The sequence below is a fragment of the Dongia sp. genome, from assembly GCF_041906375.1.
In the GTDB taxonomy this organism is placed as follows: domain Bacteria; phylum Pseudomonadota; class Alphaproteobacteria; order Dongiales; family Dongiaceae; genus Dongia.
On the sequence record NZ_JAYRJJ010000001.1, the window covers coordinates 845,141 to 867,149 of the forward strand.

A 22,009-nucleotide genomic window follows, 5' to 3' on the forward strand; every position below is an offset into this window, starting at 1 on the left:
TTGAATTCCAGCCGTGCTTGCCCTGAATCAAGTTCGGCCTGTTGAGATCGATGGCAGAATTAAGCTTGCCCGATCAATTGAATGTCAAGGTCAGAATGCGAGGCGGCAGGGGCTGCAAGCATGTCGCACAAACGTGCAGCCTTGTTCGGCGAGAAACCTGCCTATTAATTGAACAATGTTGCGATGCGTCACATGTATGTCATGCGCGCCGTAAGGTATTCGGCACATCGCTTAAGACTTTTGTCTAGGTGCCGAGGGTGTCGCTAGCGCTTGACGAAGTAATAGAGCACGCCGCCTACGACGGCGACGAGGCCGGCGATCCAAACCGCCGGGTGCAGCCCCTTTTGTGCCTGTTCGGTCGCCGTGGACGAAGGGCCGCTTGCTGCCGTGGCCGTCACCGTCTCCGTTGTGGCGCCGGCGACGGCTTCAGTCGCAACCGCACCACCGGATTGCGCAACGACCGCCGCCGCAAAGGCGTTGAAGAAGTCGTCGGCCATCTTCTTTGCCGTGCCTTCGATCAGACGTGAGCCGATCTGGGCCAGCTTGCCGCCGATCTGTGCGCCGGCCGTGTATTTCAGAATGGTCCCGCCGCTGCCATCATCGACCAATGTCACCTTCGCCCCACCCTTGGCGAAGCCTGCGGCTCCGCCCTGGCCCTCGCCAGTGATGGTGTAGCCGTTCGGCGGATCGATATCGGAAAGTGTGATGCGGCCGCCGAATTTGGCCTTAACGGGACCAACTTTGGCAACCACGGTCGCGGTAAACCCGTCGCCGTCCTTAACCAGCTCCTCGCATCCGGCAATTGCGCTTTTCAGCACCTCGGGATCGTTGAGCGCTGTCCAAACGGCTGATCGCGGCGCCTTGATGGCGTATTCGCCAGATATTTCCATGACGGGGTCTCCTCCCTGGTCTTCGGTAAAATAGATGTGCAGCGGCGCGGCTTGTCAACGGCGGGTTCTTGACGCTGAGCTGCCGGAACGGCCAATCTGTTCCTGAACAAATGCACATCAGCCGGCGAGGAATATTTGTTGCTGTCACGCTTGTTGCAAGTAGCGCTTCTGGCCTGTCTGGTCATTCTCGGCGGCCCAGCCATTGCCCAGGAAAAGGTGCCGGTTCTCATTCATGCCGGTGGCAGCACCTATAAATTCAGCGCCGAGATTGCCGATACGGCCGAGGAACGCGCCCAAGGGCTGATGTTCCGTGAAAAGCTCGCCGCCAATGAAGGTATGCTGTTCCTCTATCCTGCCGCCAAGCCGGTATCCTTTTGGATGAAGAATACGCCTTTGCCGCTGGATATGCTGTTCATCGATGCCACGGGACAGATCATCAATGTGGCGGCGATGGCCAAGCCCTTCGATACCAGTCCGATCAGCTCGACCGCGCCGGCGATCGCTGTCTTTGAAATCTTGGGAGGCTCAGCCGGACAGCTCGGTATTTCTGCCGGTGACAAGGTGGAATGGCCGCCACAAGCGACTCCGGCGACACCCTGATCTAGCGCTTGCGGGCGATGGTCAGTCCGTCCGCGATCGGCAGCAGACAGAAATCGACCCGGCCGTCAGACGCAATAAAGCGGTTGAGATCGCGCAGGACGACCGTCTCTTCATCCTTGGCGGATGGGTCGGCCACATCGCCGCTCCATAACACATTGTCGATCAGCACGGCCCCGCCCGGCCGCAGCAAGGTCAGCACCGCCTCGTAATAGTTCCGGTAATTGGTCTTGTCCGCATCGATGAAGGCGAGGTCGAAACTACCGGCCTGCGTCCGCGCCAAGGCGGCAAGCGTTTCCAGGGCAGGCGCCAGGCGCAGATCGATTTTCTCCGCGATACCGGCCTTGGCCCAATAGCGACGCGCGATGGAGGTATATTCCTCACTCACGTCGCAGCAGATGAGCTTGCCGTCCGCAGGCAGGGCGCGGGCCATGGAAAGGCTCGAATAGCCGGTGAACGTGCCGATTTCGATGGCATAGCGGGCGCCCATCAATTGGGCGAGAAGGGCCATGAATTGGCCCTGTTCGGGCGAGATCTGCATCACGGCCGCCGGCAATTTGGCGGTTTCTTCCCGCAATGCCTTCAGCAGCGGATCGTCGCGATAGCCGAATTCAAGGATGTAGTCATAGAGCCGCTGGGTAACCTGCAGCGGTTCCTTGCCCATCGCGGCGCTCAGGCGCCCTTGTTGGGGAGGCGGATATACTGCACGCCGCCTTCCAGGGAGCTTTGCGCTACCGTCTTCCGTCGGGATTGGTCCTGGACGCAGAAAATGTGAGCGTAAGGGGTGCCGTCGATACCATTGAAGATCGAGGCCACTTCCCAGGTGATCAGGTTGGTATCTGCCGAACGATAGCGGGCGCCCACCGTGACCCGATTGTCTTTCTTCGAACTGAATAGGCCCATGTCTAAAATGCTCGTTTGGCAGCGATCAAAAACGGTCCTCTACCGGCCCAAAGGGCTACCCGGTTCGCCAAAAGCGGCAGCTCCGAGTCTCTGACGGCTATGACCTTGATTCGGGACGAGAACGTAGCATCTAGGCCTGACCCGAACAAGCGCGCGAGGTGGCCCTGCCTGTGACCACCCGCTTGCTCGTCCGAAAACAGCCGCATCAGGCGTTGCGCAAATACCACGCGTAGTCCAACTCGGTCACACGGGCATTGAAACGGTCATATTCGGCCTGTTTGACCGACCGGTAGACATGGTGGAAGCGGGTGCCGAAATAATCCTTCATGCGTGCCGATTGGGCGAAGAGGTCGATCGCCGCCTGCCAATTGGTGGGCAGTGTCAGGCCCATTTCCTGGGCCTTGGCGTAGCCATTGCCCTCGATCGGCGCACCGGGATCGAGCTTCTGCTTCAGGCCCCAATGAATGGCGGCCAGCATGGCGGCGACCGCCAGATAGGGATTGGCGTCGGCGCCGCAGATCCGGTGCTCGATATGGCGAGACTTGGCCGGGCCGGCGGGCACGCGGAAGCTTACTGTTCTATTATTGATACCCCAGGTGGGGGCTACCGGGGCGTAAGAGTTGGCCCGGAAACGGCGATAGGAATTTGCATTCGGGGCGAAAACGGCCATGGATTCGTTGAGCAATGCCTGCATTCCGCCGATCGCCTGGCGCAGAAGCGGGCTGCCGGCCGGGTCGTCGCTGGCGAAGGCGTTGGTGCCGTCCGGGTTGGCGAGGCTCACATGGAGATGCATGCCGGACCCGGCGATATCGCTATGCGGCTTGGCCATGAAAGTGGCCTCAAAGCCGTGGCGAATGGCGACACCTTTGACCAGGCGCTTGTATTTGACCGCCTCGTCGCAGGCCTGCAGCGCATCGGCGCGGTGACGCAGGCCCAATTCCAACTGGCCCGGCGCATATTCCGAGATGGCGGATTCGAGCGGCAAACCGATCTGCTCGCCCATCGCGTAGACGTCGCGAAAGAAGGGCTCGAAATCGTCGAGTTCACGCAAGCCGTAAACCTGGATGTCCCAGGGCCGGTTGCCGGTGACGGCCGAGACCGGCGGTTGCTTACCGCCGCCGGGGCGACCTTCGCGGTCGACCAGGTAGAATTCCATTTCGCAGGCGACGACCGGTGTCAGGTTGAACTCCTTGAAGCGGTCGATAACCGATTGCAGCACATGGCGCGGATCGACATCGCAGGGGCTGTGGTCAATTTCATAGACGGACAGCAGCAGCTGTGCGAAATCAGCGCCGAGCCAGGGCGCCAGGGTAATCCCGCCCGGTGCCGGCTTGCCGAGGCGGTCGGCATCGCCATCGGCCCAGACCAGGCCGGATTCCTCAACATCCTCGCCGGTGATGTCGAGCGCCAGCATCGTGCCGGGCAGGAAGCGGGCATATTCGTAGATCGGCTTGATGTCGTGGCGCAGCAGATTCTTGCCGCGCGGCACGCCGGATTGATTGGTGAAGAAGATCTGAACGAACTTCACTTCCGGATGCGCGGCGAGGAAGGCATCGCATTCGGCGATGCTGGCAACTTTGGAACTCATTTTAACCCCCGATATATATGTGCGGCGCCCTTCAGGCAGCCAGTTCATCCAGGCATTGGCCGATGGTCGTGACCAGCCGATCGACTTGGGCTGGCGTCGTGACCGGGCTGACCAACGTCATGTTGTGGAATGGTGCGATCAATAGGCCGCGGTTGAGCAAATAGAGATGGACGGCAAGCTCGACCGGGCCATGCATGGCCGCCTGTGCTTCCGTGCCGTTGCGCGGCCGGTTCGGCGCACAGACGAATTCAGCGCGGGCACCTACATTCGATACGTGCCATGGGATATTGCGTTGTCTGATCTCGCCTTCGATCCCGCGTGCAAGCTTTTCCGACAGCGGCAGCATGTGCTGATAGGCAGCCGGGGTCATGACATGTTCAAGATTGGCGCGCATGGCCTTGAACTGCAATGCATTGGCCGAAAGCGTCGTGCCCATGCCGCTATAACCCGGTCCGGCTTCTTTTTCCGCCTTACGCATACGCTCTGCGATTTCGGCCGTGCAGCCGAAGACGGCAGTGGGCAGGCCACCCGCCACGGGCTTGCCGAGGGTGAGGAAGTCCGGCTTCAGATTGTGGGTGCGGGTATAGCCACCGTATCCGGTCGAAATCGTATGAGTCTCGTCGATCACCAGCAGGGTCTCGGTCTTGCGGCAGAGATCCTGCAGTGCATCGAGGAAGCCCGGCTGTGGCAGCACCATGCCGATATTCGTCAGTGCCGGCTCGGTGATGACGCAGGCGACATCGCGTTCCTTGAGGGCTGCCTCAAGCGCCGCCACATCGTTGAATTCGACGACCTTGGTGTGGCTTGTGAGATCGTAGACCTGCCCGATGAGGCCGGGACGGTGGATTGCCTTGCCGTTCTTCAGCCGCACGAACGTATCATCGACGGCACCGTGATAGGCGCCGTGGAACACGAGAACCTTGGTGCGCTTGGTGATGGCCCGGCACCAGCGGATGACGAAACGGTTTGAATCCGTGGCCGTCGTCGTCACCTGCCAGAAGGGCAGGCCGAACATCTGCTCAAGCAGCTTACCGACCGCAATGATATCCTCGGTGGGAAGCATGTAGGTGAGGCCGTGGGACGATTGTGCGGCGATCGCCTTGGCGACCGGTTCAGGCGAATGGCCGAACATGGAGCCGGTGTCGCCGAGGCAAAAATCGTCGTAAGAATGCCCGTCGACATCGGTGAGTGTGGCGCCCGTGGCATCGGCAACAAAGAGAGGGAAGGGGGTCGACCAATCCAGCATCCAATGATGCGGAACGCCCTTGATCCAGTTGGCGCGGGCATCAATGCCCAGCTGCTGCGAGATCGGGTTGGATTGGATGTAGCGGTCGGTTTCTCGCTTTGTCATCGCCTCGACTTGCGCCTTGGGCAAGCCGGCTTCCGATAATTCCATGATGCGTGCACTCTGTCCTTCTGCTGCGGCCGCGACGGGCCAGGAAGGCGCCATTGATAGCGACTGCCGCGGGGGAATAGCAAGAGGGCGGCCGGAAACGGACGTAAGTCCTTGAGGCGAAAGCCCTGCTGCAGTGCCGCGAAACGCTTAGAGCCAGCCGCGCTTGCGGAAATACCAGAAGGGCAGCACGGCGGACACCACCATCAGGCCGATGGCGAGCAGGTATCCGTAGTCCCACTGCAGCTCCGGCATGTGGGCGAAATTCATGCCGTAGATACTGGCAATCAGGGTCGGGGGCAGGAAGGCTACCGCCGCCACGGTGAAGATCTTGATGATGGCGTTCTGCTCGATATTGATGAGGCCCAAGGTGGCGTCGAGCAGGAAGTTGATCTTGCCGGCGAGGAAGGTGGCGTGATCGGCGATCGAGGCAATATCGCGCGACAGCGTCTTGATGCGCTGCTTGGCATCCTTCTTCATGCTGCTTTGCGCATTCAGAAAGAGCACGACGCGGCTGAGGCCCAGCAAGCTGTCACGTGCCTTGGTGGCAAGGTCCCCGTTGCGGCCGATGCGGCGCAAGACATCCTGCAGGCTGCCGCCTTTCTGTCCGGCCACCCCCTTGCGCGGGCGCTTCGAACTGCTGCCGGCGGCCTGCTTGGCAAAGATATCGCGCGAAACCTGCTCCATATCCGCCGCAGCCAATTCGAGAACGTCGGCAAGACGGTCGGCAATGCCTTCGAGAAGGCCCAGCAATACCTGCTGCGGTCCGGCAGCCAGGTGGGGATGCCGCAAGGCGCGGCGCGCGAATATCGCGAAGGGCAGCGGATCGACAAAACGAACGGTTACCAGGGCCGTTGCGGTCAGGATGAAGGTGACGGCACCGCTTTCAGGGTGCTCGGTCGCCGCCTTGTGAAGGACTGGCACGGTCATGACCAGACTGTCGCCCTCGCTGTAGAGGCGGCTGCTGACCTCGATTTCCTGCATCTCTTCGCGTGTGGGTACTTCGATGGCGAAAGCAGACTCAACCGCTTGAATTTCGGCGGAAGTCGGTTCCAGCAGATCCACCCAGACGGCTTCGCGGGGCAATCTTTCGGCAGCGTGATCGGCGGCCTCCTGCAGGCGGCTCGGCAGAATATCGGCTGCCGGAACATCGGCGACGACAGCGCGCGTCTCCAGCCCGCTCACAATGAGCTTGCTGAGAGAACCTTCCTGGTGAACGTAGGCGGTGATCATGCCGGCCTCCTGGGGTAAACGAAAGTAACGTTCGACCCGAAGGCATCGGCAAAAACAGGCGGGTCTTAGGAACGGCCTGTGTTTGCGGATGAGACCGGGTCAGCGACGGTCTTGGCCGCGCGCACGCTCGTACTGGGAGGCTCTGCGGCGGTGGATTGTGCCCGGTTCATGTTACGGTTCCTCGGTATGGACGGCGCTGGTTCTGCCGCCCGCTTCTGCCGTTTGGTAGGACCGGCAGGCCGACCTGTCAAATGAAAAGGCGTCGCATTAGACTGCGCCCATTGCAATTGGCGGGGAGGCTGCGGTGAAAGGACGAATTGCGCTGGTGACAGGTGCCGGCAGTGCCGACGGGATTGGCTTTGCGACCGCCCGTGCGCTGGCTGATGCAGGGGCGCGCGTTGCGATTACCTCGACCACCGGCCGCATCAAGGAAAGGTTGCGGGAACTGGGCGCCAGGGGCGGACATATCGCCCTCACAGCCGACCTGACCGATCCGGAAGCGGTGGCCGGGCTGGTTGCCGAGATCAATGCCAAGCTCGGCAAAATCGATATCCTGGTCAACAATGCCGGCATGGTGCAGACCGGCAGGAAGGAGCGGGCGCGCCTATTCCATCAGATAGAGGCTGAAGAATGGCTGCGAACCATGGATATCAACCTCAATACCTGCTTCCACGTGACCCGCGCCGTGCTGCCGCCGATGCTCAAGCGGAAATACGGCCGCATCGTCAACATCGCCTCGGTTACCGGCCCGCTGGTCACCAATCCGCGCAGCGCCGGCTATTCTGCCGCAAAGGCGGCGATGGTGGGCCTCACGCGGGCGCTGGCCATCGAGGTGGCTGACAGGAATGTGACGGTGAATGCGGTGGCGCCCGGGTGGATCGAGACCGGCTCGTCATCGAAGGCTGAAGTGATCGCCGGGCGCAACTCGCCTGCGAAGCGCCCGGGACGTCCGGAAGAAGTGGCTGCCGCAGCAATGTTCCTGGCCAGCGAGGCGTCGTCCTACGTGACCGGCCAGATGCTGGTCGTCGATGGCGGCAACACCATCCAGGAATATAAGGGTCGCAGCGCCGACTATTATTGACTGTCCACCAACTCGGTCCGTGCATTGCGTTCCAGATAGGTATTGAGCGCGATATAAGAACGCGTCCCCTTGATCCCGGGCACGTCATAGATGCGCTTCAACAACTCCTCCAAGGCACGCGTGCTCTCGCAACGTACCTTGAGGATCATGCAGGTGTCCCCGGCAACAGCGTGGATCTCTTCAACCCGCGGATCATCCTGCAAGGCCATCAGTTCCGGGGTCTTGCCCCAGCCATCGGTGTTCACATGGACAAAAGCCAGCAGCGGTCGGCCGATCGCGTCGCCGTCAATGGTCACCGTGGTCTGCTTGATGATTCCTTGCGTCTTCAATTTCTTGACGCGTTCGAAGACCGATGGCGCGGAAAGACCCAGCTTCGCCCCCAGATCGCGGTAAGGGGCGGCAGCGTCTTCGGCCAACAGGCCTAACAGCTTTCGGTCGATAGCATCCATGAGGCGGTATCTTTCTAATCCCATTCGTCAAAACGACATATAGTATTTCGTGATTGTCACATTATAACTAACTTGGTACGTGTTTGGAAGGAATCGTAGAGAGAAAATTAGTCATCATGAGTCGTCAGCCCATCTCCGAAGCCGCCTCGCTGACCATTTTGATGGTGGGGATCGCCGCCGTCGGCATCCAGGCGTTGATGCTTTCGCCTTTGTTGCCGGACATCGCTGCGGCGCTGCAGGCGAGCCCGCGCGAGATCGGTTTTGCCACCGGCGCCTATGGTGCTGGCGTGGCGCTGGCGGCCTTGCTTGCGGCGCCCAAACTCGGCCAATGGCAAAAGGCGCGCGCCATCCGCACGGCGTTCATGGTGATGGGGGCCGGTCTTGCGCTTTGCGGCCTCGCCTGGGATTGGCGTTTGCTGGTGGTCGGTCAGGCTGTGACGGGTCTGGCAGCAGGGATCATCCTGCCTGCGACCTATGGATTGGCCGCGGAACTGGCGTCGCCCGACCGGCGCTCCCGCGCGATCGGCAAGGTGATCCTCGGCTGGTCGGTGGCCATGGTTGGTGGCATTCCGCTGGCAGCATTCCTGTCCGATCTTATCGACTGGCGCAGCACCTTTGCGCTGATGACGGCCATCTGCACGGCGATGGTGCTGTTGATCGGCATCGTCCCACGCGGCAGCGGCACCATCGCGGCGGATCGGATCTCCTATGCGCGCGTGTTCGAGCTGCCGGGTATGAAGCTTTGTTTCTTGGCCACTTTCGCCTACATGATCGCCTTCTACCAGACCTACACCTTCGTCGGCGATCACGTCCGGCACCTGCATCATGCCGGCGCCTGGCTGGGAGGTGCGCTGGCCTGTTCCTACGGTGTCGGCTTTGGTGCCGCGGTGCTCGGCAATGCCTGGCTGGACCGCATGGGGCCGGTGCGATTGATGGCCTTGTCGCTTTTCCTGGTCGGGATCAACTATCTGATCTTGCCCTATGCCGTCCTGACTCTTTGGTCGACCTTGGCTTTTCCCTTCGTCTGGGGCCTCGCCAATCATATCTGCATGAATGTGCTGGTCAGTTTCATCGGTTCAGCGCCGGCAAGTGCCCGCAGCACCGCGATGGGGCTGTTTTCGTTCATCACCTATGTGGCGGTTGGCCTTGGCGGTGCTGTTTTCGGCAGCGTCTACACACATGCCGGATTTGCCGCGGTCTCGTTCGCAGCCACCGCCATGCTTTGGTGCGCGGCGCTGGCGGTGGCTCTGTTCCTCAGACGGCAAGTCGCTCCCGCTCAGATGCCATCGACAACGATGAACTGACAGCGGGTCGATTTCAGCCGATAGGGCAGGATGCGCTGGTATTCCGGGGAATGATACCAGTCCTCAGCCGCCTTTCGGCTGGGGAACTCCAGCATGGCGATGCGCTCGAAGGGCATTTCGCCCTCCAGCGCCGTGAACTGCCCACCCCTTACCAGGAACTTACCGCCATAGGCGTCAATCGTCGGCATGACCTGGGACCGATAGGTCTCGAAGGTGGCTGGGTCGTCGATATGTTCATAAACAATGCAATAGGCAACCATCGCTTCCTCTCTGGGTTGGGGGTGGCGGCCAAACGTTACCTGCCGGTCGATCACGAAGCTGTGAACCAGTTCACCGGTTCGGCGTTGATTGTTTGCTAAGTCTAGCCCGAAAATCAGCCAATGCCAGTGCAAGCACGGCGTCATCTTACTGGCGCAAGGTCCAATGCCGTCAGATGACCGTAACGAAATCGGTGCGCGGGCCGAATATGAGAGAAGACAGTGACGGTCATGAACAAAGCCCATATCAACAGCATTGGTGTTGCCGTGCCATCGCACGACGTTCACGATGGCTTTCTGGCGCATGCGCGGCAGATGCTCAAAAGCCCTGATCGTGCCCGGCTGTTCGATCGCGCCGTCCGGCGCAGCGGCATAAGGCACCGCTATTCCGCCCTGCCAATTGCAGCCATGGGTGCCGGCGCCGTCGATGCTACCGGGTTTTATACCTTCGGCAACTTTCCGAGTACCGCGCGACGTATGACGCTCTACGCGCCGCAGGCGTTGGCGCTTGCCGAACGGGCCATCGAGAATTTGGCGCAGCGCGAGGCGATTGCCGGTATCACGCATTTGATTGTCGCGTCCTGCACCGGCTTCAGTGCCCCCGGACTGGATCTGCAACTGGCAGCCAGACTGCGTCTGCCGGTCGACGTGGAGCGGCAAATGCTCGGCTTCATGGGATGTTCCGCGGCGATCCCGGCCCTCCGTGCCGCGCATCACATTGTCCGCTCCACACCGTCTGCGCGCGTGCTCGTCGTCAATGTTGAGATCTGCACATTGCATCTTCAAGAGACCGAGGATCTGGAAGCGATGTTGTCATTCCTGATATTTGGCGATGGCTGCACGGCAGCATTGGTCTCGGCAGAACCTCGCGGCATCGCTTTGGAAGATTTTCGGGCTGCGATCATTCCGGACACGGAGGGCCTGATCACCTGGGAAATCGGCGACCAGGGTTTCGATATGTATTTGTCCGGCAAGGTCCCTGGGCGAATCTCTCAGGCCCTGCGCCAGGAGCTGGGGCGCCCGGATGCTGCAGGAATTCTGCGCGGTGAGGGCACGCAGTCTGTCGATCTGTGGGCTGTGCATGCCGGTGGGCGCAGTGTGCTCGATGCGGTTGAAACGGGGCTCGCCTTGCCGGCATCGGCACTTCGCCATTCACGCGCCGTCCTCGACGATTTCGGCAACATGTCCTCGGCCACGATCATGTTTGTCTTGGAACGGATGATGCGCGTGGCCCAACCGAAGGAGCGCGGCATGGCAATGGCATTCGGGCCGGGCATGGTTGCCGAAACGGCGCGCTTCTCCATGGCAGCGTAGTCTCCATGAACTTCGCTCAACGCAGCCGGCAGAGCGAGTTGATGGACACAGAATCCGTCACGGCGGAGGATTTTGCCGCTTGCCTGCGCGATCTTGCCACCGTCAACCGACTCACTCTTGCCATGCGGCCGACATTCGACTGGCTGAGACAGTTGACCATCGACTGGCCGAGGAGGCAGCCGCTTTCCATCCTGGACGTCGGCTTCGGCCAGGGCGATATGCTGCGTGCGATCTGGCGATGGGCAGATCGACGCGGGCTGAATGTCCGATTGCAGGGGATAGACCTCAACCCGTTAAGCGCGTTGGCAGCGCGAACGGTGACGCCGGCAAGCATGGCCATTGATTTCCACACGGGAGATGTTTTTGCCTTGGAGCCCGAGCGGCAATTCGACGCGATCATTTCGTCGCTGGTGACCCATCACATGACTGATGCTCAGATTGTTGCTTTCATTGGCTTTATGGAACGCCAGACTCGCCACGGCTGGTGTATTAACGACCTGCATCGGCATGCACTGTCCTATCATGCCTTTCGGATCTGGGCCGGGGCTGCTGGTTGGCATCGCTTTGTCCGCCATGATGGGCCCGTTTCCATCGCTCGCAGCTTCCGCCGTGACGATTGGCAAGGCTATCTGGCCGCGGCTGGTGTCGCTGCGGATATCAAATGGTATATGCCCTTTCGCTATGGCGTCAGTCGGCTGAAGAAGGCGGCTGCATGACGCGCCAGGCCGTCATTGTCGGCGGTGGCGTCGCAGGCGCTGCCGCGGCTTGCCTGCTGGCGACCGCCGGCCGGCAGGTCCTGCTGATAGAGCGTGAGCGGACCGCCAAGCCGAAGGTTTGCGGCGAATTCCTGAGCTGCGCTGCGCAATCCTACATCCAGGACCTTGGTGTCGATTTGAGAGCATTAGGTGCCTTGCCGATCGGTCGGGTCAGGCTGGGTGCGGGGAAGCGTATCGCAGAAGCATCGCTGCCATTTGAGGGCCTCAGTCTCCCACGCCAAGTGCTGGATGGAGCCTTGCTGGCGCGCGCCGCCCAACTTGGCGCTGAGATTTGGCGCAGCCATGCCGTGCGGGAGATAAAAGCTGGCGCTGGTGTGTCATTGCTTGTTGACGGAATGGGCCGGATCGAAGCGGACGCCTTGTTCCTGGCGAGCGGCAAGCATGATGTACGTGGCTGCGAAAGGCCTGTCGCAACTGATCGTCATGACTATATTGGCCTGAAGGGCTACTTCAATTTGCCTGCCGCTCAGTCTCAGCAGTTATCCGGGTATATCGAGCTTGCCATGTTCAAAGGCGGCTATGCGGGGCTGCAACTGGTCGGGGCCGGCAGGGCGAATTTGTCGCTGCTTGTGACGCAACGTCGCTTTGCCCTGGCAAATCACGATTGGCGCGAACTACTGCGAGGATTCAGCGCTGAAAATGAGCTGCTTGGCATGCGCTTGGCCAATGCAGTTCCCGAATTGGAACGGCCAATGGCCATCTTCCGCCTGCCGTTCGGTTATCTTCACAGCGGCCCTGATGTCGCAGATATCTATCGTCTTGGCGATCAGATGGCCTGCATGCCTTCTTTCTCGGGCGACGGCATGTCGATCGCCTTGCACAGCGCCTTTCTGAGCACGCAGTCGTATCTCTCAAATAGGTCGGTCGAACTGTACCACCGATGCATGCGTCGGGATCTGGCGCGGCAATTCCGGTGGGGGCAATTTCTCTCGGGTTTGATCAAGTCACGCGTGGGGCAGCATATGGTGTTGACCGCTGCTGCAATGTTGCCGCCTTTGCTGCCGGGCATTGCCAGTCTGACGCGGTTGCCGGCTACAAGCGAGGTTCCCTCGCATCTCCTGTCGCGAGCTCTTCGCTAGAGCGAGTCTTGGCGCAATAAACAGAAGTCCATCATGACGATCCGTCGCCACTGCCAAGTGGTGATTACTCACGCATCATCGTGTCATGAATTTGTAAGCTTTTGCGTTCTTCACAAAATAGTGAAGAGCACAGTTTCAGTGCTTTTCGCCGCGATCTTTGCTGCATTGCATTTAACAGGAAAGCCACCGGTCAGAATGCGCCGCTAGTGTAGCCAACACCAGCCGAGCGACATCGACTCTCAATGTTGTCGCCGTTCGCTGCGCCCAAAGCTCCGCTGACAGGAAGGCGAGGAATGACTGTTTTGACCAGATGGCCAGAAGCAGTGCGTCATGCACATCTACACGAATGCTTACCGTCTGAAAGGAAGATGACGGAAACGCTGATCAAGGAAAGGTTCCGGCAATCTTTCGGCGCCGATCTCCATGCGCTGATGCCACGTCTGTTTACCCTCAACAGCGATGTGGGCGAATTGTTGTGCGCCTTCGGCCTGCGTGAAGCAGCACAACACCGACTCTATATGGAACAGTATCTCGATCAGCCAGTCGAGGCAGCGATCTCCGACCTTGCCGGCAAGCCGGTCGAGCGGGCGCGCGTGATCGAAGTCGGCAATCTCGCGGCAATGCCCGGGAATGCGCGCACGATGATCGTGACCGTCACGCGCTATCTGCATGACGCGGGCTACCATTGGGTCGTCTTCACCGGCGTTGCAAGCTTGCGGGCAGCATTCACCCGCCTGGGGTTGAAGCCGCAGGTTCTTGCCAAGGCTGACCCGGCCCGTCTTGCCCCCGATGATCTCGCGAAGTGGGGCAACTATTTCGCATCGCTCCCGCAGGTGATGGCTGGCGACATCCGGAATGGCTATCGCATGCTGTCGCTTAAGGACGAAGGCAGTCATATTTCTTGGCAGTCCGCGTCATGACCTTGCGCAATGCCAATGCGGCACTGAAACACTGGGCGGAAACGCGGGCGGATGCAGTCGCACTGCATACCGCCGACGGCGAGATGACCTATCGCACATTGGAGTCCATGGTAGAGGCGCTCGCCGGAAGGCTCGCGATGGCCGGCATTCAGCGTTGCGTCCTCTTTCTGGACAACGGGCCCGGTTGGGTCGTAGCGGATCTGGCGTTGCGCCGTGCTGGATGCGTGATCGTGCCGGTACCGGTCTTTTTCTCCGCGGAGCAGATCAAGCACGCCTTTCTCGAGGCCGGCGTCGACGCCGTGATCACGGATGCACCTGCTCAGCTGCAGGCCTTGTTGCCGGCCGGTTGGTTGGGAACGGGTGAGCCAATCGGCAACGCTGTGCAGCTCAACGGTGTCATGCTCTGTGGTGCCGTCCTCGGCGATGCCGGTCCCCGGACGTTGCCGATCGGCACCCACAAGGTGACGTTTACCTCGGGCACGACCGGCAGGCCGAAAGGCGTTTGCCTATCGGAAGTGGCGATCGATACCGTCGCTTCGTCTCTCTGTGAGGCGTCGGACGGCAGCGTTGGTGACAAGCATCTCAGCCTCATGCCGTTTGCCGCTTTGCTCGAGAACATCGCCGGCATCGATATTCCTCTTCTTGCCGGCGCCGAGTTCTGCGCCTTGCCCCTGGGTACGCTTGGCTTTTCGGGCTCGTCCGGCCTGCAGCCGCAGCAATTGATCGCGGCAATGGATCGCTATCGCCCGACCAGCATTGTGACGGTACCGCAAATTCTCAACGTATTGATGGCGATGGCGGAGCGCGCCGGCTGGCGGCCAAGCTATCTGCGTCATGTTGCCGTGGGCGGTGCCGTGCTTGCCAAAGGAGCGGTAGGGCGGGCGCGGGAACTGGGGCTGCCGGTATTTGAAGGCTATGGGTTGTCCGAATGTTGCTCGGTCGTCACGCTGAACACGGTGCGGGCCGATCGGCCCGATAGTGTCGGGCGCCCCTTGCCGCATTGCCGGGTGAGCCTGGCTGCGGACGGTGAAGTCATGGTGCACGGCATCGGCGCTGTGGGCTATCTCGGGACCGAAGCGGCGCCGGCGCAATCGGCAGACGGCGCCATCGCCACCGGCGACATCGGTCGCTTCGATGAAGATGGATTTCTTCATCTGCTCGGCCGCAAGAAGAACATGTTCATCACGGCCTTCGGGCGCAACGTGGCTCCTGACTGGGTTGAGTCCGAACTCACAACCACGCCGGTGATCGCTCAGGCATTCGTGTCGGGTGAAGCCCGGCCGTGGAATGTGGCGATCATCGTGCCGGGGCCAGCCGCTCTGGCCGCCGATCCGTCCGACCTCTCACGCCGCATTTCGGCAGCGATCGAGACCGTAAATCTGCGCTTGCCGGACTATGCGCAGGTGCGTCGCTGGCTTCTGGCAGATCAACCCTTTCAGCCGCGCAATGGCCAGCTGACTTGGAATGGCCGGCTGCGGCGGGAGGAAATCGCGACCCGCTATCAAGATCGTCTCGACAACTTATACAAAGAGGAAATGGTTCATGTTTTTTGATGAACTGGTGGTGCAGACGGCGGGCGAACGAAACGCTCTGCTCGGTGTGCCGCTCATCCAGAATGCATTGCAGGGCAAGGTCAATCGCCAAGCCTATGTCGAATTCCTGACCCAGGCCTATCATCATGTGCGGCACACCGTGCCCCTGCTCATGACCTGCGGCGCCCGCATGCCGGACCGGCTCAGCTGGTTGCGCGATGCCATCGTCGAATATATCGACGAGGAGACGGGGCATGACGAATGGATCCTTGCCGACATTCGCGCGGCCGGCGGTGACGCCGACGCGGTCCGCAATGGCCAGCCCAGTCAAGCGACCGAATTGATGGTCGCCTACGCCTATGACGGTGTCAGCCGGCGCAATCCGGTGGTCTTTTTCGGCATGGCCCATGTGCTGGAAGGGACAAGTGTCCAGTTGGCAAGCCATGCGGCGGAAATCCTGCGCAAGTCTTTGGACCTACCGGTCAAGGCGTTCACCTATCTAACCTCGCACGGGTCGCTGGACGTCGAACACACCAAGACGTTTGAGACTCTGGTCAACCGCTTGGAGAACACGGAGGATCGCGCTGCGATCATTCACGCCGCCAAGATGTTCTATCGGCTCTATGCCGACATATTCCGTGGCGTGGATGAGGTGACAGCATGAGCGGGCCCAGTCACGTCCTCATCACGGGTGCCACCGGTGGCATCGGCAGTGCGCTGGCGCAACAATTTGCTGGCCTGCAGTGCAAGCTGACTCTCATTGCCCGCGATCCGGTGCGTCTGGCCAGTTTGGCCGACACCCTGCGCTACCAGGGGGCGGCGGTGGTCGAGGTCGCCATGCCGCTCGGGCGGGATACGGATTATGACGCCCTGGTGCGGCATGTGATCGATGCCAGTGGGCCGATTGATATCCTCGTCAACAACGCGGCGGTGAACTGGTTCGGCCACTTCGCCAGCATGCCGGATAGCGATATCGATGCGCTGGTCGATACAAACATCGGGGTGCCGATCCGCCTGTCGCGCGCGGTCTTAGCCGGCATGCAGAAGAGTGGCCGCGGATCCATCGTCAATATCGGCTCCGTCTTCGGCAGCATTGGCTTTGCCGGCTTTCCAGTCTACAGCGCCTGCAAATTCGCCCTGCGCGGCTTCTCGGAGGGGCTGCGACGGGAACTGCGCGGCACCGGCGTCAAGATTGTCTACGTCGCTCCGCGTTACACGCGAACGGACTTCAACAATGGCGCCGTCGACGTCATGGCCCGCGCCACCAAGATGGCGATGGATACGCCGGAATTGGTGGCCCAGCGCATCATCACGGCCATCAAGCGGCAGAAGAACGAAACATTCATCGGTTGGCCGGAACGCTTCTTCGCCAAGCTGAACGCGGTCCTCCCTGCGGTGGTGGATCGCGGCCTCATCGGTACCAGCCGAAAGGTCCTGTCATTTGCTCCCGGCAGGAACAGCGGCCTTACCCTCAACAAGGAGAACAACTGAAATGACGATCAAGACATCAATGGCCGGTGCGGCCTTGCTCGCGACCTTCATGAGTGTCGCCAGCCTCGCCATAGCCGGCGAAGACACGGCGACGCTGCAATCCCTGCAGCACGAATGGGCCAAGGCCAATTACCAATTGCCGGAAGACCAGCGCGAAGACGCGTTGAAGGCTCTGGTGCCCAAGGCTGAAGCGGCCGTGCAGCAATACCCCCAATCGGCGGCATTGCTGGCTTGGCGCGGCATCATCCTCAGCACCTATGCCGGGGCCAAAGGCGGGCTCGGCGCCCTGGATTACGCCAAGCAGGCGCTGAAGTCTTTGGAAGCGGCGCGTAAGATCGACGAGAAGGCCATCGGCGGCGGGATCGATACCTCGATCGGCGCGCTCTATTACCGCGTGCCCGGCTGGCCGCTGGGCTTTGGCGACGACGACAAGGCCGCCGACTATCTGGCCAAGGGTGTCGCCCTCAACCCAGACGGTATCGACGAGAACTACTTCTATGGCGACTTCCTCGCTGATCAGGGCGAGAAGGACAAGGCCGCGATCTACCTCAATAAGGCCCTCGCGGCGGCCCCGCGCCCCGACCGCCCCGACGCCGATGCCGGCCGCCGTGCCGACATTGCAGTAGCGCTGAAGAAGCTCACCGATTGATCAACTGGGGTGCTGCAAGGAGAGAGTGGCGGAGGGGGTGGGATTCGAACCCACGGTACGCTTGCACGTACAACAGTTTTCGAGACTGTCCCAATCGGCCACTCTGGCACCCCTCCGCAGGGGATCCGGAAGATCCGGGCCGTTTGATGCGCGCGGAACCTAACGAAGTGAATCACACTTCGCAAGCCCGGCTTGACCCGGCTCGCTGTTAACGTCGATCCTCTGGGCCGGGCTAGGGCAAGCACAGGGGAAATGGGCATGAACGGGGCCGATCTGCCGCAGATTCCGGTCGTCGACCTCGGATCGGCGGGCCTCGATCAACTGGCTGCCCTGGCACCGGAAAAGGTGCTGTTGATGGCCGCCGCCGGCCGCGCCCTTGTTTCCGGGCCTGTTCAGGCCTGGATGGATGGTCGCTCCAAGGCATGGCTCGCGCGTAACAGCACTCCCTATAAGGACGAGATCGCCCGCATCGCGGCGATTCCGGGATTGAGCGGCGCCTACGCCCTCAATCTCAGCACGGAATGGGCCTGTTCCAGCATGGTTCACGGCAGCCGGCTGATGCGGACGCTGGATTGGCCGCTCCACGGCATGGGGGTCGCATTAACCATCACGCGCCACGACGCTGTAGTCGGTGCCTGGTGGCAGGCGACCTGGCCGGGTTTCGTCGGCGTCCTGACCGGCCTGGCGCCGGGGCGCTTTGCCGCTTCCTACAATCAGCCGCCGATCCGCCTGGCGACCGGCATCAAGCCCCTGGATTGGGTGGTCGAACGTTTCCGGGTCGATCGGCGGACCGCCATCCCACCCACCCATCTCCTACGTCATGTCTTTGAAAAGGCGCAGGATTTCGATGAGGCACAGCGACTGTTGCGGGATACCGAATTGTCCATGCCGGCGCTGTTCAGCCTCGCTGGAGCCGACGGCCGCGCCGTTGTGATCGAACGCTTGGAAAGCCGCGCCCGGCTGCGAACCGGCCCCACGGCGATCTCCAATCATTGGCCGGTTCTTCCCGGCTCCACTGAGCCCTGGCCGCGCGGTTGGCTGCGCGGGGTGGATAGCGGCGGGCGCTTCCGGGATGCCTGCCTATGGGCAGGGGGGCTTTCAGAACTGCCGGGGGATTTCACCTGGCTCGAATACCCGATTCTAAACAAATTCAGCCGCTTAGCCTGCATGCTGGATTGTGCTGCCGGAACAATCATGGTGGTCGGCCTCGAACGGGCTGGGAAGATTGCCCGGCCCGATACCCAGGTCTTGCGGCTTGAGGGCCTGAAACCAAGGACTTAGAGTAGGAGCATCCGGTGATAGGCAGCCCTGTCCGGGCGGCATTTTCGCCATGAATCAAGTTGACAGGCAGGGGTGAGAACGTCTATTTCCCACCGCGAACGGGTCGCCCTTCGGCGGCCCGAAGCTTTTGGCATGAAATGGCGCAGTGCGGCCCGGTGTGCAATCCGACCCGCGACCCGCCTTTAGGACGGCAATTATGTTTGCAGTGATCAAGACCGGCGGCAAGCAATACAAGGTCGCCACCAACGACATCATCCTCGTCGAGAAGCTCGACGCCGAAGAGGGCGCCAACGTTACGTTGGGCGAAGTGCTGATGGTGGGCGATGGCGGCAACATCACGGTGGGCTCGCCCAATGTGGCTGGTGCCTCGGTGACGGCCAAGGTGCTCGAGCAGCGCAAGGGCGACAAGGTCATCATCTTCAAGAAGAACCGTCGCCACAACTACCGCCGCAAGCGCGGCCATCGTCAGTTCGTGACGGTGCTCAAGATCGAAGGCATCAAGGCGGCCTAACGGCCAGCCTGATCGAATTTAGGGAGAGACCCAAATGGCACATAAAAAAGCCGGTGGTAGCTCGCGCAACGGCCGCGATAGCGCTGGCCGTCGCCTGGGCGTGAAGAAGGCCGGCAGCGAAATCGTCGCGTCGGGCAACATCATCATCCGTCAGCGCGGCACCAAAGTTCACCCCGGCCTCAATGTCGGTATCGGCAAGGACCACACGATTTTCGCCACTGCGGCGGGTCGCGTGACGTTCAAGACCGGCACCGGCGGCCGCACCGTTGTTTCGGTGCTGCCCGTGGCTCTCCCGGCAGCCGAGTGAGCCATCGGCGCCCTTAGCGGGCGCGGCCATTCGCTGAGCGGTTAGATCAAGGGGAATGGCGGAAACGCCATTCCCCTTTTTCGTTTTTGTCCTTTTGCTGGATTGATGCAGTCATGAAATTCCTCGACGAGGCCAAGATCTTCGTGAAGTCAGGCGACGGTGGCGCCGGCTGCGTCTCGTTCCGGCGCGAGAAGTTCATCGAGTTCGGCGGGCCGGATGGCGGCAATGGCGGGCGCGGCGGCGATATCATCGTCGAGGTCGTGCCCAATCTGAACACGCTCATCGACTATCGTTATCAGCAGCATTTCAAGGCGCGCCGCGGCTATCACGGCATGGGCAAAGTGCGCTCGGGCCAGGATTCCGAGGACATCGTCCTGCGCGTTCCCGTCGGCACGCAGATTTTTGACGAGGACAAGGAAACGCTGCTGTTCGACCTGATGAAGCCGGGTGAGCGAATCGTGCTGTGCCGCGGTGGCGATGGCGGTTTCGGCAATGCGCATTTCAAATCCTCGACCAACCAGGCGCCGCGAATCGCCGGCCAGGGCTGGCCGGGCGAGGAGCGCTGGATCTGGCTGCGCCTGAAGCTGATCGCCGATGCGGGCCTCGTCGGTCTGCCCAATGCCGGCAAGTCGACTATGCTGGCGGCGGTGTCGCGCGCCAAGCCGAAGATCGCCGACTATCCCTTCACGACCTTGAAGCCGCAGCTCGGCGTCGTCCATGTCGACGAGCGTGAATTCGTGCTGGCCGATATTCCGGGTCTCATCGAAGGCGCCCATGAAGGAGCCGGACTCGGCACCAAGTTCCTCGGCCATGTCGAGCGCTGCCGCGTGCTGCTGCATCTTGTCGACGGCACGCAGGAAGATGTTGGCAACGCCTACAAGACGATCCGCAAGGAATTGAAGGCCTATAGCGCGATGCTGGCCGGCAAGCCGGAGCTGGTGGCGCTCAACAAATGCGATGCCCTGACGGAAGAGGAAATCGAGGAGAAAGCCGCCGCTCTCAAGAAAGCGGCGAAGCTCAAGAAGGGGCAGATCATCTATCGGGTCTCCGGTGCTGCCGGCATCGGCATCACCGAGCTGATGCGCAAGATGCTGGAGATCATCGACGCCGACAAGGCGCGCGAGGCTGCCGAGCAGGCGGAAACCATGTCCGGCGTCGAGATCGACGCGTGATCTGATCGGGCAGGTTGGGGTGAGGGGAACGGCGAGGTAAGGGGAATACGCGCCAATGACCGACAAGAAGAAAACATCGAGCAAAGAGCGCTCCCTCAGCAGCGCCAGGCGTATCGTCGTGAAGATCGGCTCCGCCCTGCTGGTCGATGACGAGACGGGCGGAATCCGCCGCAAATGGCTCGATGCCTTGGCCGATGACGTCGCCGCCTTGCGCGAAGCCGGCAAGGAGGTGCTGCTGGTTTCCTCGGGCGCCATCGCAGTCGGCCGGCGTCATCTCGGCCTCATCGACGGCGCTTTGCGCCTTGAGGAAAAACAGGCCGCCGCCGCCACGGGCCAGATTCGGTTGGCGCATGCCTATCAGGAAACTTTGGCCCGCCATGGAATCACCGTGGCCCAGGTGCTTCTGACCCTTGACGATACCGAGGAACGCCGCCGCCATCTCAACGCCCGCTCGACACTGAATACATTGTTGCAGATGGGCGCCGTTCCCGTCATCAACGAGAACGACACGGTGGCGACCAGCGAGATTCGCTTTGGTGACAATGACCGCCTCGCGGCGCGTGTCAGCGCCATGATCAGCGCTGACACGCTGGTGCTGCTCTCCGATATCGACGGCCTCTACACCGCCGACCCGCGCAAGGACAAGAACGCGGCCTTCATCGGCGAGATCACCGAGGTCACCAACGAGATCGAAGCCATGGCGGGCGTGGCACCCACCGGCTATTCCTCCGGCGGCATGGTGACCAAGATCGCCGCCGCGCGCATCGCCATGTCGGCCGGCTGCCGCATGGTCATCGCCAGCGGCAAGAAAGTGAATCCGCTGCAGGCCATTCTGGACGGCGGCACCTGCTCCTGGTTTCTGCCCGCCAGCGGGCCGAAGACGGCACGCAAGAGCTGGATCGGCGGATCGCTGAAGGCCAAGGGCAAGCTCGTGGTCGATGACGGCGCGCTGGCCGCCTTGAAGGGCGGACGATCCTTGCTGCCTGCCGGCATCACGCGCGTCGAAGGCCGGTTCGAGCGGGGCGATGCCGTTCTCGTCGTCGACAAGGACGACAACGAGATCGCCCGTGGCCTTGCCGCCTATGACGCGGCCGATGCCAAGCTGATCGCGGGCCACAAATCGAAGGAGATTGCGGCCTTGCTCGGCTATCGCGGCCGTGATGAGATGATCCACAGGGACGATCTGGTGGTGAGCTAGACGAAACGCAAAGGCCCCTCACCCCAACCCCTCTCCCCGGAGGGGCGAGGGGCTTTCGACCAAGCTCGGAGGGAACTCCCTCGC

Annotated in this window: 24 protein-coding genes and 1 tRNA gene; 16 read left to right on the forward strand and 9 right to left on the reverse strand. The window is 61.4% G+C overall.

The features are described from left to right. Nucleotides 1-263: 263 nt before the first annotated feature. On the reverse strand, nt 264-890 hold the full coding sequence (locus tag ACE3OA_RS03825; RefSeq protein WP_374308065.1) for a carbon monoxide dehydrogenase subunit G: 627 nt from the start codon (nt 888-890) through the stop codon (nt 264-266). 138 nt (nt 891-1,028) lie between these two features. Between ACE3OA_RS03825 and ACE3OA_RS03830 the strand changes: the two genes are divergently transcribed. Then, a complete protein-coding gene (locus ACE3OA_RS03830; protein ID WP_374308067.1) occupies nt 1,029-1,490 on the forward strand; it encodes a DUF192 domain-containing protein in 462 nt (153 codons plus the stop codon). 1 nt (nt 1,491) lies between these two features. Here ACE3OA_RS03830 and ACE3OA_RS03835 read toward each other — a convergent pair whose 3' ends face one another. The 5 genes from ACE3OA_RS03835 to ACE3OA_RS03855 form a co-directional block, all read right to left on the reverse strand. Then, entirely contained in the window at nt 1,492-2,151 is a 660-nt protein-coding gene (locus ACE3OA_RS03835; RefSeq protein ID WP_374308069.1) for an O-methyltransferase, read from the reverse strand. An 8-nt stretch (nt 2,152-2,159) separates the two neighbouring features. Then, a complete protein-coding gene (locus ACE3OA_RS03840; RefSeq protein WP_374308072.1) occupies nt 2,160-2,390 on the reverse strand; it encodes a hypothetical protein in 231 nt (76 codons plus the stop codon). A 205-nt stretch (nt 2,391-2,595) separates the two neighbouring features. Continuing rightward, nucleotides 2,596-3,978, reverse strand: coding sequence for a glutamine synthetase family protein (locus ACE3OA_RS03845; RefSeq protein ID WP_374308074.1), 1,383 nt, complete (start codon nt 3,976-3,978; stop codon nt 2,596-2,598). A gap of 31 nt (nt 3,979-4,009) precedes the next feature. Beyond that, nucleotides 4,010-5,374, reverse strand: coding sequence for an aspartate aminotransferase family protein (locus ACE3OA_RS03850; RefSeq protein WP_374308076.1), 1,365 nt, complete (start codon nt 5,372-5,374; stop codon nt 4,010-4,012). Nucleotides 5,375-5,521: 147 nt separating this feature from the next. Next, complete coding sequence (locus ACE3OA_RS03855) at nt 5,522-6,604, reverse strand: magnesium transporter CorA family protein (RefSeq protein ID WP_374308078.1); 1,083 nt, start codon at nt 6,602-6,604, stop codon at nt 5,522-5,524. 304 nt (nt 6,605-6,908) lie between these two features. Here ACE3OA_RS03855 and ACE3OA_RS03860 point away from each other — a divergent pair, with 304 nt between their 5' ends. After that, nucleotides 6,909-7,685 (forward strand): SDR family NAD(P)-dependent oxidoreductase, encoded by a 777-nt coding sequence (locus ACE3OA_RS03860; RefSeq protein ID WP_374308080.1) that lies wholly within the window; start codon nt 6,909-6,911, stop codon nt 7,683-7,685. On the opposite strand, the gene ACE3OA_RS03865 is transcribed toward ACE3OA_RS03860, so the two are convergent. After that, nucleotides 7,679-8,134, reverse strand: a complete 456-nt coding sequence (locus ACE3OA_RS03865; protein ID WP_374308082.1) for an Lrp/AsnC family transcriptional regulator — start codon at nt 8,132-8,134, stop codon at nt 7,679-7,681. The genes ACE3OA_RS03860 and ACE3OA_RS03865 overlap by 7 nt on opposite strands. A 116-nt stretch (nt 8,135-8,250) precedes the next feature. Here ACE3OA_RS03865 and ACE3OA_RS03870 point away from each other — a divergent pair, with 116 nt between their 5' ends. Continuing rightward, a complete protein-coding gene (locus tag ACE3OA_RS03870) occupies nt 8,251-9,438 on the forward strand; it encodes an MFS transporter (RefSeq protein WP_374308085.1) in 1,188 nt (395 codons plus the stop codon). Here the strand turns inward: ACE3OA_RS03870 and ACE3OA_RS03875 are convergent. Further along, the gene (locus ACE3OA_RS03875; protein WP_374308087.1) at nt 9,411-9,698 is read right to left on the reverse strand and encodes a DUF1330 domain-containing protein; all 288 of its coding nucleotides are present in this window, start codon (nt 9,696-9,698) and stop codon (nt 9,411-9,413) included. The genes ACE3OA_RS03870 and ACE3OA_RS03875 overlap by 28 nt on opposite strands. Nucleotides 9,699-9,926: 228 nt before the next feature. On the opposite strand from ACE3OA_RS03875, the gene ACE3OA_RS03880 reads away from it, so the two are divergent. From ACE3OA_RS03880 to ACE3OA_RS03915, 8 genes are all read left to right on the forward strand, one after another. Next, nucleotides 9,927-11,009 (forward strand): type III polyketide synthase, encoded by a 1,083-nt coding sequence (locus ACE3OA_RS03880; RefSeq protein WP_374309210.1) that lies wholly within the window; start codon nt 9,927-9,929, stop codon nt 11,007-11,009. Nucleotides 11,010-11,014: 5 nt separating this feature from the next. Beyond that, nucleotides 11,015-11,725 carry a methyltransferase domain-containing protein gene (locus tag ACE3OA_RS03885; RefSeq protein ID WP_374308089.1) on the forward strand — a complete coding sequence of 237 codons (711 nt, stop codon included), beginning with the start codon at nt 11,015-11,017 and terminating at the stop codon, nt 11,723-11,725. Further along, entirely contained in the window at nt 11,722-12,864 is a 1,143-nt protein-coding gene (locus ACE3OA_RS03890; protein WP_374308091.1) for an NAD(P)/FAD-dependent oxidoreductase, read from the forward strand. The genes ACE3OA_RS03885 and ACE3OA_RS03890 overlap by 4 nt, the downstream gene beginning before the upstream one ends. A 368-nt stretch (nt 12,865-13,232) precedes the next feature. Further along, the gene (locus ACE3OA_RS03895) at nt 13,233-13,784 is read left to right on the forward strand and encodes a thermostable hemolysin (RefSeq protein ID WP_374308093.1); all 552 of its coding nucleotides are present in this window, start codon (nt 13,233-13,235) and stop codon (nt 13,782-13,784) included. Then, nucleotides 13,766-15,337: an AMP-binding protein gene (locus ACE3OA_RS03900; protein WP_374308095.1), complete on the forward strand. Its 1,572-nt coding sequence runs from the start codon at nt 13,766-13,768 to the stop codon at nt 15,335-15,337. Before ACE3OA_RS03895 ends, ACE3OA_RS03900 begins: the two co-directional genes overlap by 19 nt. Continuing rightward, nucleotides 15,327-15,980 (forward strand): TenA family transcriptional regulator, encoded by a 654-nt coding sequence (locus ACE3OA_RS03905; protein WP_374308097.1) that lies wholly within the window; start codon nt 15,327-15,329, stop codon nt 15,978-15,980. The genes ACE3OA_RS03900 and ACE3OA_RS03905 overlap by 11 nt, the downstream gene beginning before the upstream one ends. After that, complete coding sequence (locus ACE3OA_RS03910; protein ID WP_374308100.1) at nt 15,977-16,807, forward strand: SDR family oxidoreductase; 831 nt, start codon at nt 15,977-15,979, stop codon at nt 16,805-16,807. Before ACE3OA_RS03905 ends, ACE3OA_RS03910 begins: the two co-directional genes overlap by 4 nt. Nucleotide 16,808: 1 nt before the next feature. After that, nucleotides 16,809-17,456, forward strand: a complete 648-nt coding sequence (locus tag ACE3OA_RS03915) for a hypothetical protein (RefSeq protein ID WP_374308102.1) — start codon at nt 16,809-16,811, stop codon at nt 17,454-17,456. Nucleotides 17,457-17,482: 26 nt separating this feature from the next. On the opposite strand, the gene ACE3OA_RS03920 is transcribed toward ACE3OA_RS03915, so the two are convergent. Further along, nucleotides 17,483-17,572, reverse strand: a tRNA-Ser gene (locus ACE3OA_RS03920). Between the two features lie 142 nt (nt 17,573-17,714). Between ACE3OA_RS03920 and ACE3OA_RS03925 the strand changes: the two genes are divergently transcribed. The 5 genes from ACE3OA_RS03925 to proB all read left to right on the forward strand — a co-directional run bounded on the left by ACE3OA_RS03925 (nt 17,715) and on the right by proB (nt 21,925). Then, nucleotides 17,715-18,737, forward strand: coding sequence for a hypothetical protein (locus ACE3OA_RS03925; RefSeq protein WP_374308104.1), 1,023 nt, complete (start codon nt 17,715-17,717; stop codon nt 18,735-18,737). 196 nt (nt 18,738-18,933) lie between these two features. Then, nucleotides 18,934-19,248, forward strand: coding sequence for a 50S ribosomal protein L21 (rplU, locus tag ACE3OA_RS03930; protein ID WP_374308106.1), 315 nt, complete (start codon nt 18,934-18,936; stop codon nt 19,246-19,248). Between the two features lie 34 nt (nt 19,249-19,282). Continuing rightward, entirely contained in the window at nt 19,283-19,555 is a 273-nt protein-coding gene (rpmA, locus tag ACE3OA_RS03935) for a 50S ribosomal protein L27 (protein WP_374308109.1), read from the forward strand. A 113-nt stretch (nt 19,556-19,668) separates the two neighbouring features. Further along, on the forward strand, nt 19,669-20,727 hold the full coding sequence (gene obgE, locus ACE3OA_RS03940) for a GTPase ObgE (protein WP_374308111.1): 1,059 nt from the start codon (nt 19,669-19,671) through the stop codon (nt 20,725-20,727). 55 nt (nt 20,728-20,782) lie between these two features. Beyond that, nucleotides 20,783-21,925: a glutamate 5-kinase gene (gene proB / locus ACE3OA_RS03945; protein ID WP_374308114.1), complete on the forward strand. Its 1,143-nt coding sequence runs from the start codon at nt 20,783-20,785 to the stop codon at nt 21,923-21,925. Nucleotides 21,926-22,009 lie beyond the last annotated feature (84 nt).

Bases quoted from the DNA above. Each gene is read 5' to 3' on its own strand.
- ACE3OA_RS03825 (WP_374308065.1), bottom strand. From the start codon at position 890: ATGGAAATATCTGGCGAATACGCCATCAAGGCGCCGCGATCAGCCGTT.
- ACE3OA_RS03835 (WP_374308069.1), bottom strand. From the start codon at position 2,151: ATGGGCAAGGAACCGCTGCAGGTTACCCAGCGGCTCTATGACTACATC.
- ACE3OA_RS03840 (WP_374308072.1), bottom strand. From the start codon at position 2,390: ATGGGCCTATTCAGTTCGAAGAAAGACAATCGGGTCACGGTGGGCGCC.
- ACE3OA_RS03845 (WP_374308074.1), bottom strand. From the start codon at position 3,978: ATGAGTTCCAAAGTTGCCAGCATCGCCGAATGCGATGCCTTCCTCGCC.
- ACE3OA_RS03850 (WP_374308076.1), bottom strand. From the start codon at position 5,374: ATGGAATTATCGGAAGCCGGCTTGCCCAAGGCGCAAGTCGAGGCGATG.
- ACE3OA_RS03855 (WP_374308078.1), bottom strand. From the start codon at position 6,604: ATGATCACCGCCTACGTTCACCAGGAAGGTTCTCTCAGCAAGCTCATT.
- ACE3OA_RS03865 (WP_374308082.1), bottom strand. From the start codon at position 8,134: ATGGATGCTATCGACCGAAAGCTGTTAGGCCTGTTGGCCGAAGACGCT.
- ACE3OA_RS03870 (WP_374308085.1), top strand. From the start codon at position 8,251: ATGAGTCGTCAGCCCATCTCCGAAGCCGCCTCGCTGACCATTTTGATG.
- ACE3OA_RS03875 (WP_374308087.1), bottom strand. From the start codon at position 9,698: ATGGTTGCCTATTGCATTGTTTATGAACATATCGACGACCCAGCCACC.
- ACE3OA_RS03880 (WP_374309210.1), top strand. From the start codon at position 9,927: ATGAACAAAGCCCATATCAACAGCATTGGTGTTGCCGTGCCATCGCAC.
- ACE3OA_RS03885 (WP_374308089.1), top strand. From the start codon at position 11,015: ATGAACTTCGCTCAACGCAGCCGGCAGAGCGAGTTGATGGACACAGAA.
- ACE3OA_RS03890 (WP_374308091.1), top strand. From the start codon at position 11,722: ATGACGCGCCAGGCCGTCATTGTCGGCGGTGGCGTCGCAGGCGCTGCC.
- ACE3OA_RS03895 (WP_374308093.1), top strand. From the start codon at position 13,233: ATGACGGAAACGCTGATCAAGGAAAGGTTCCGGCAATCTTTCGGCGCC.
- ACE3OA_RS03905 (WP_374308097.1), top strand. From the start codon at position 15,327: ATGTTTTTTGATGAACTGGTGGTGCAGACGGCGGGCGAACGAAACGCT.
- ACE3OA_RS03910 (WP_374308100.1), top strand. From the start codon at position 15,977: ATGAGCGGGCCCAGTCACGTCCTCATCACGGGTGCCACCGGTGGCATC.
- ACE3OA_RS03915 (WP_374308102.1), top strand. From the start codon at position 16,809: ATGACGATCAAGACATCAATGGCCGGTGCGGCCTTGCTCGCGACCTTC.
- ACE3OA_RS03925 (WP_374308104.1), top strand. From the start codon at position 17,715: ATGAACGGGGCCGATCTGCCGCAGATTCCGGTCGTCGACCTCGGATCG.
- rplU (WP_374308106.1), top strand. From the start codon at position 18,934: ATGTTTGCAGTGATCAAGACCGGCGGCAAGCAATACAAGGTCGCCACC.
- rpmA (WP_374308109.1), top strand. From the start codon at position 19,283: ATGGCACATAAAAAAGCCGGTGGTAGCTCGCGCAACGGCCGCGATAGC.
- obgE (WP_374308111.1), top strand. From the start codon at position 19,669: ATGAAATTCCTCGACGAGGCCAAGATCTTCGTGAAGTCAGGCGACGGT.
- proB (WP_374308114.1), top strand. From the start codon at position 20,783: ATGACCGACAAGAAGAAAACATCGAGCAAAGAGCGCTCCCTCAGCAGC.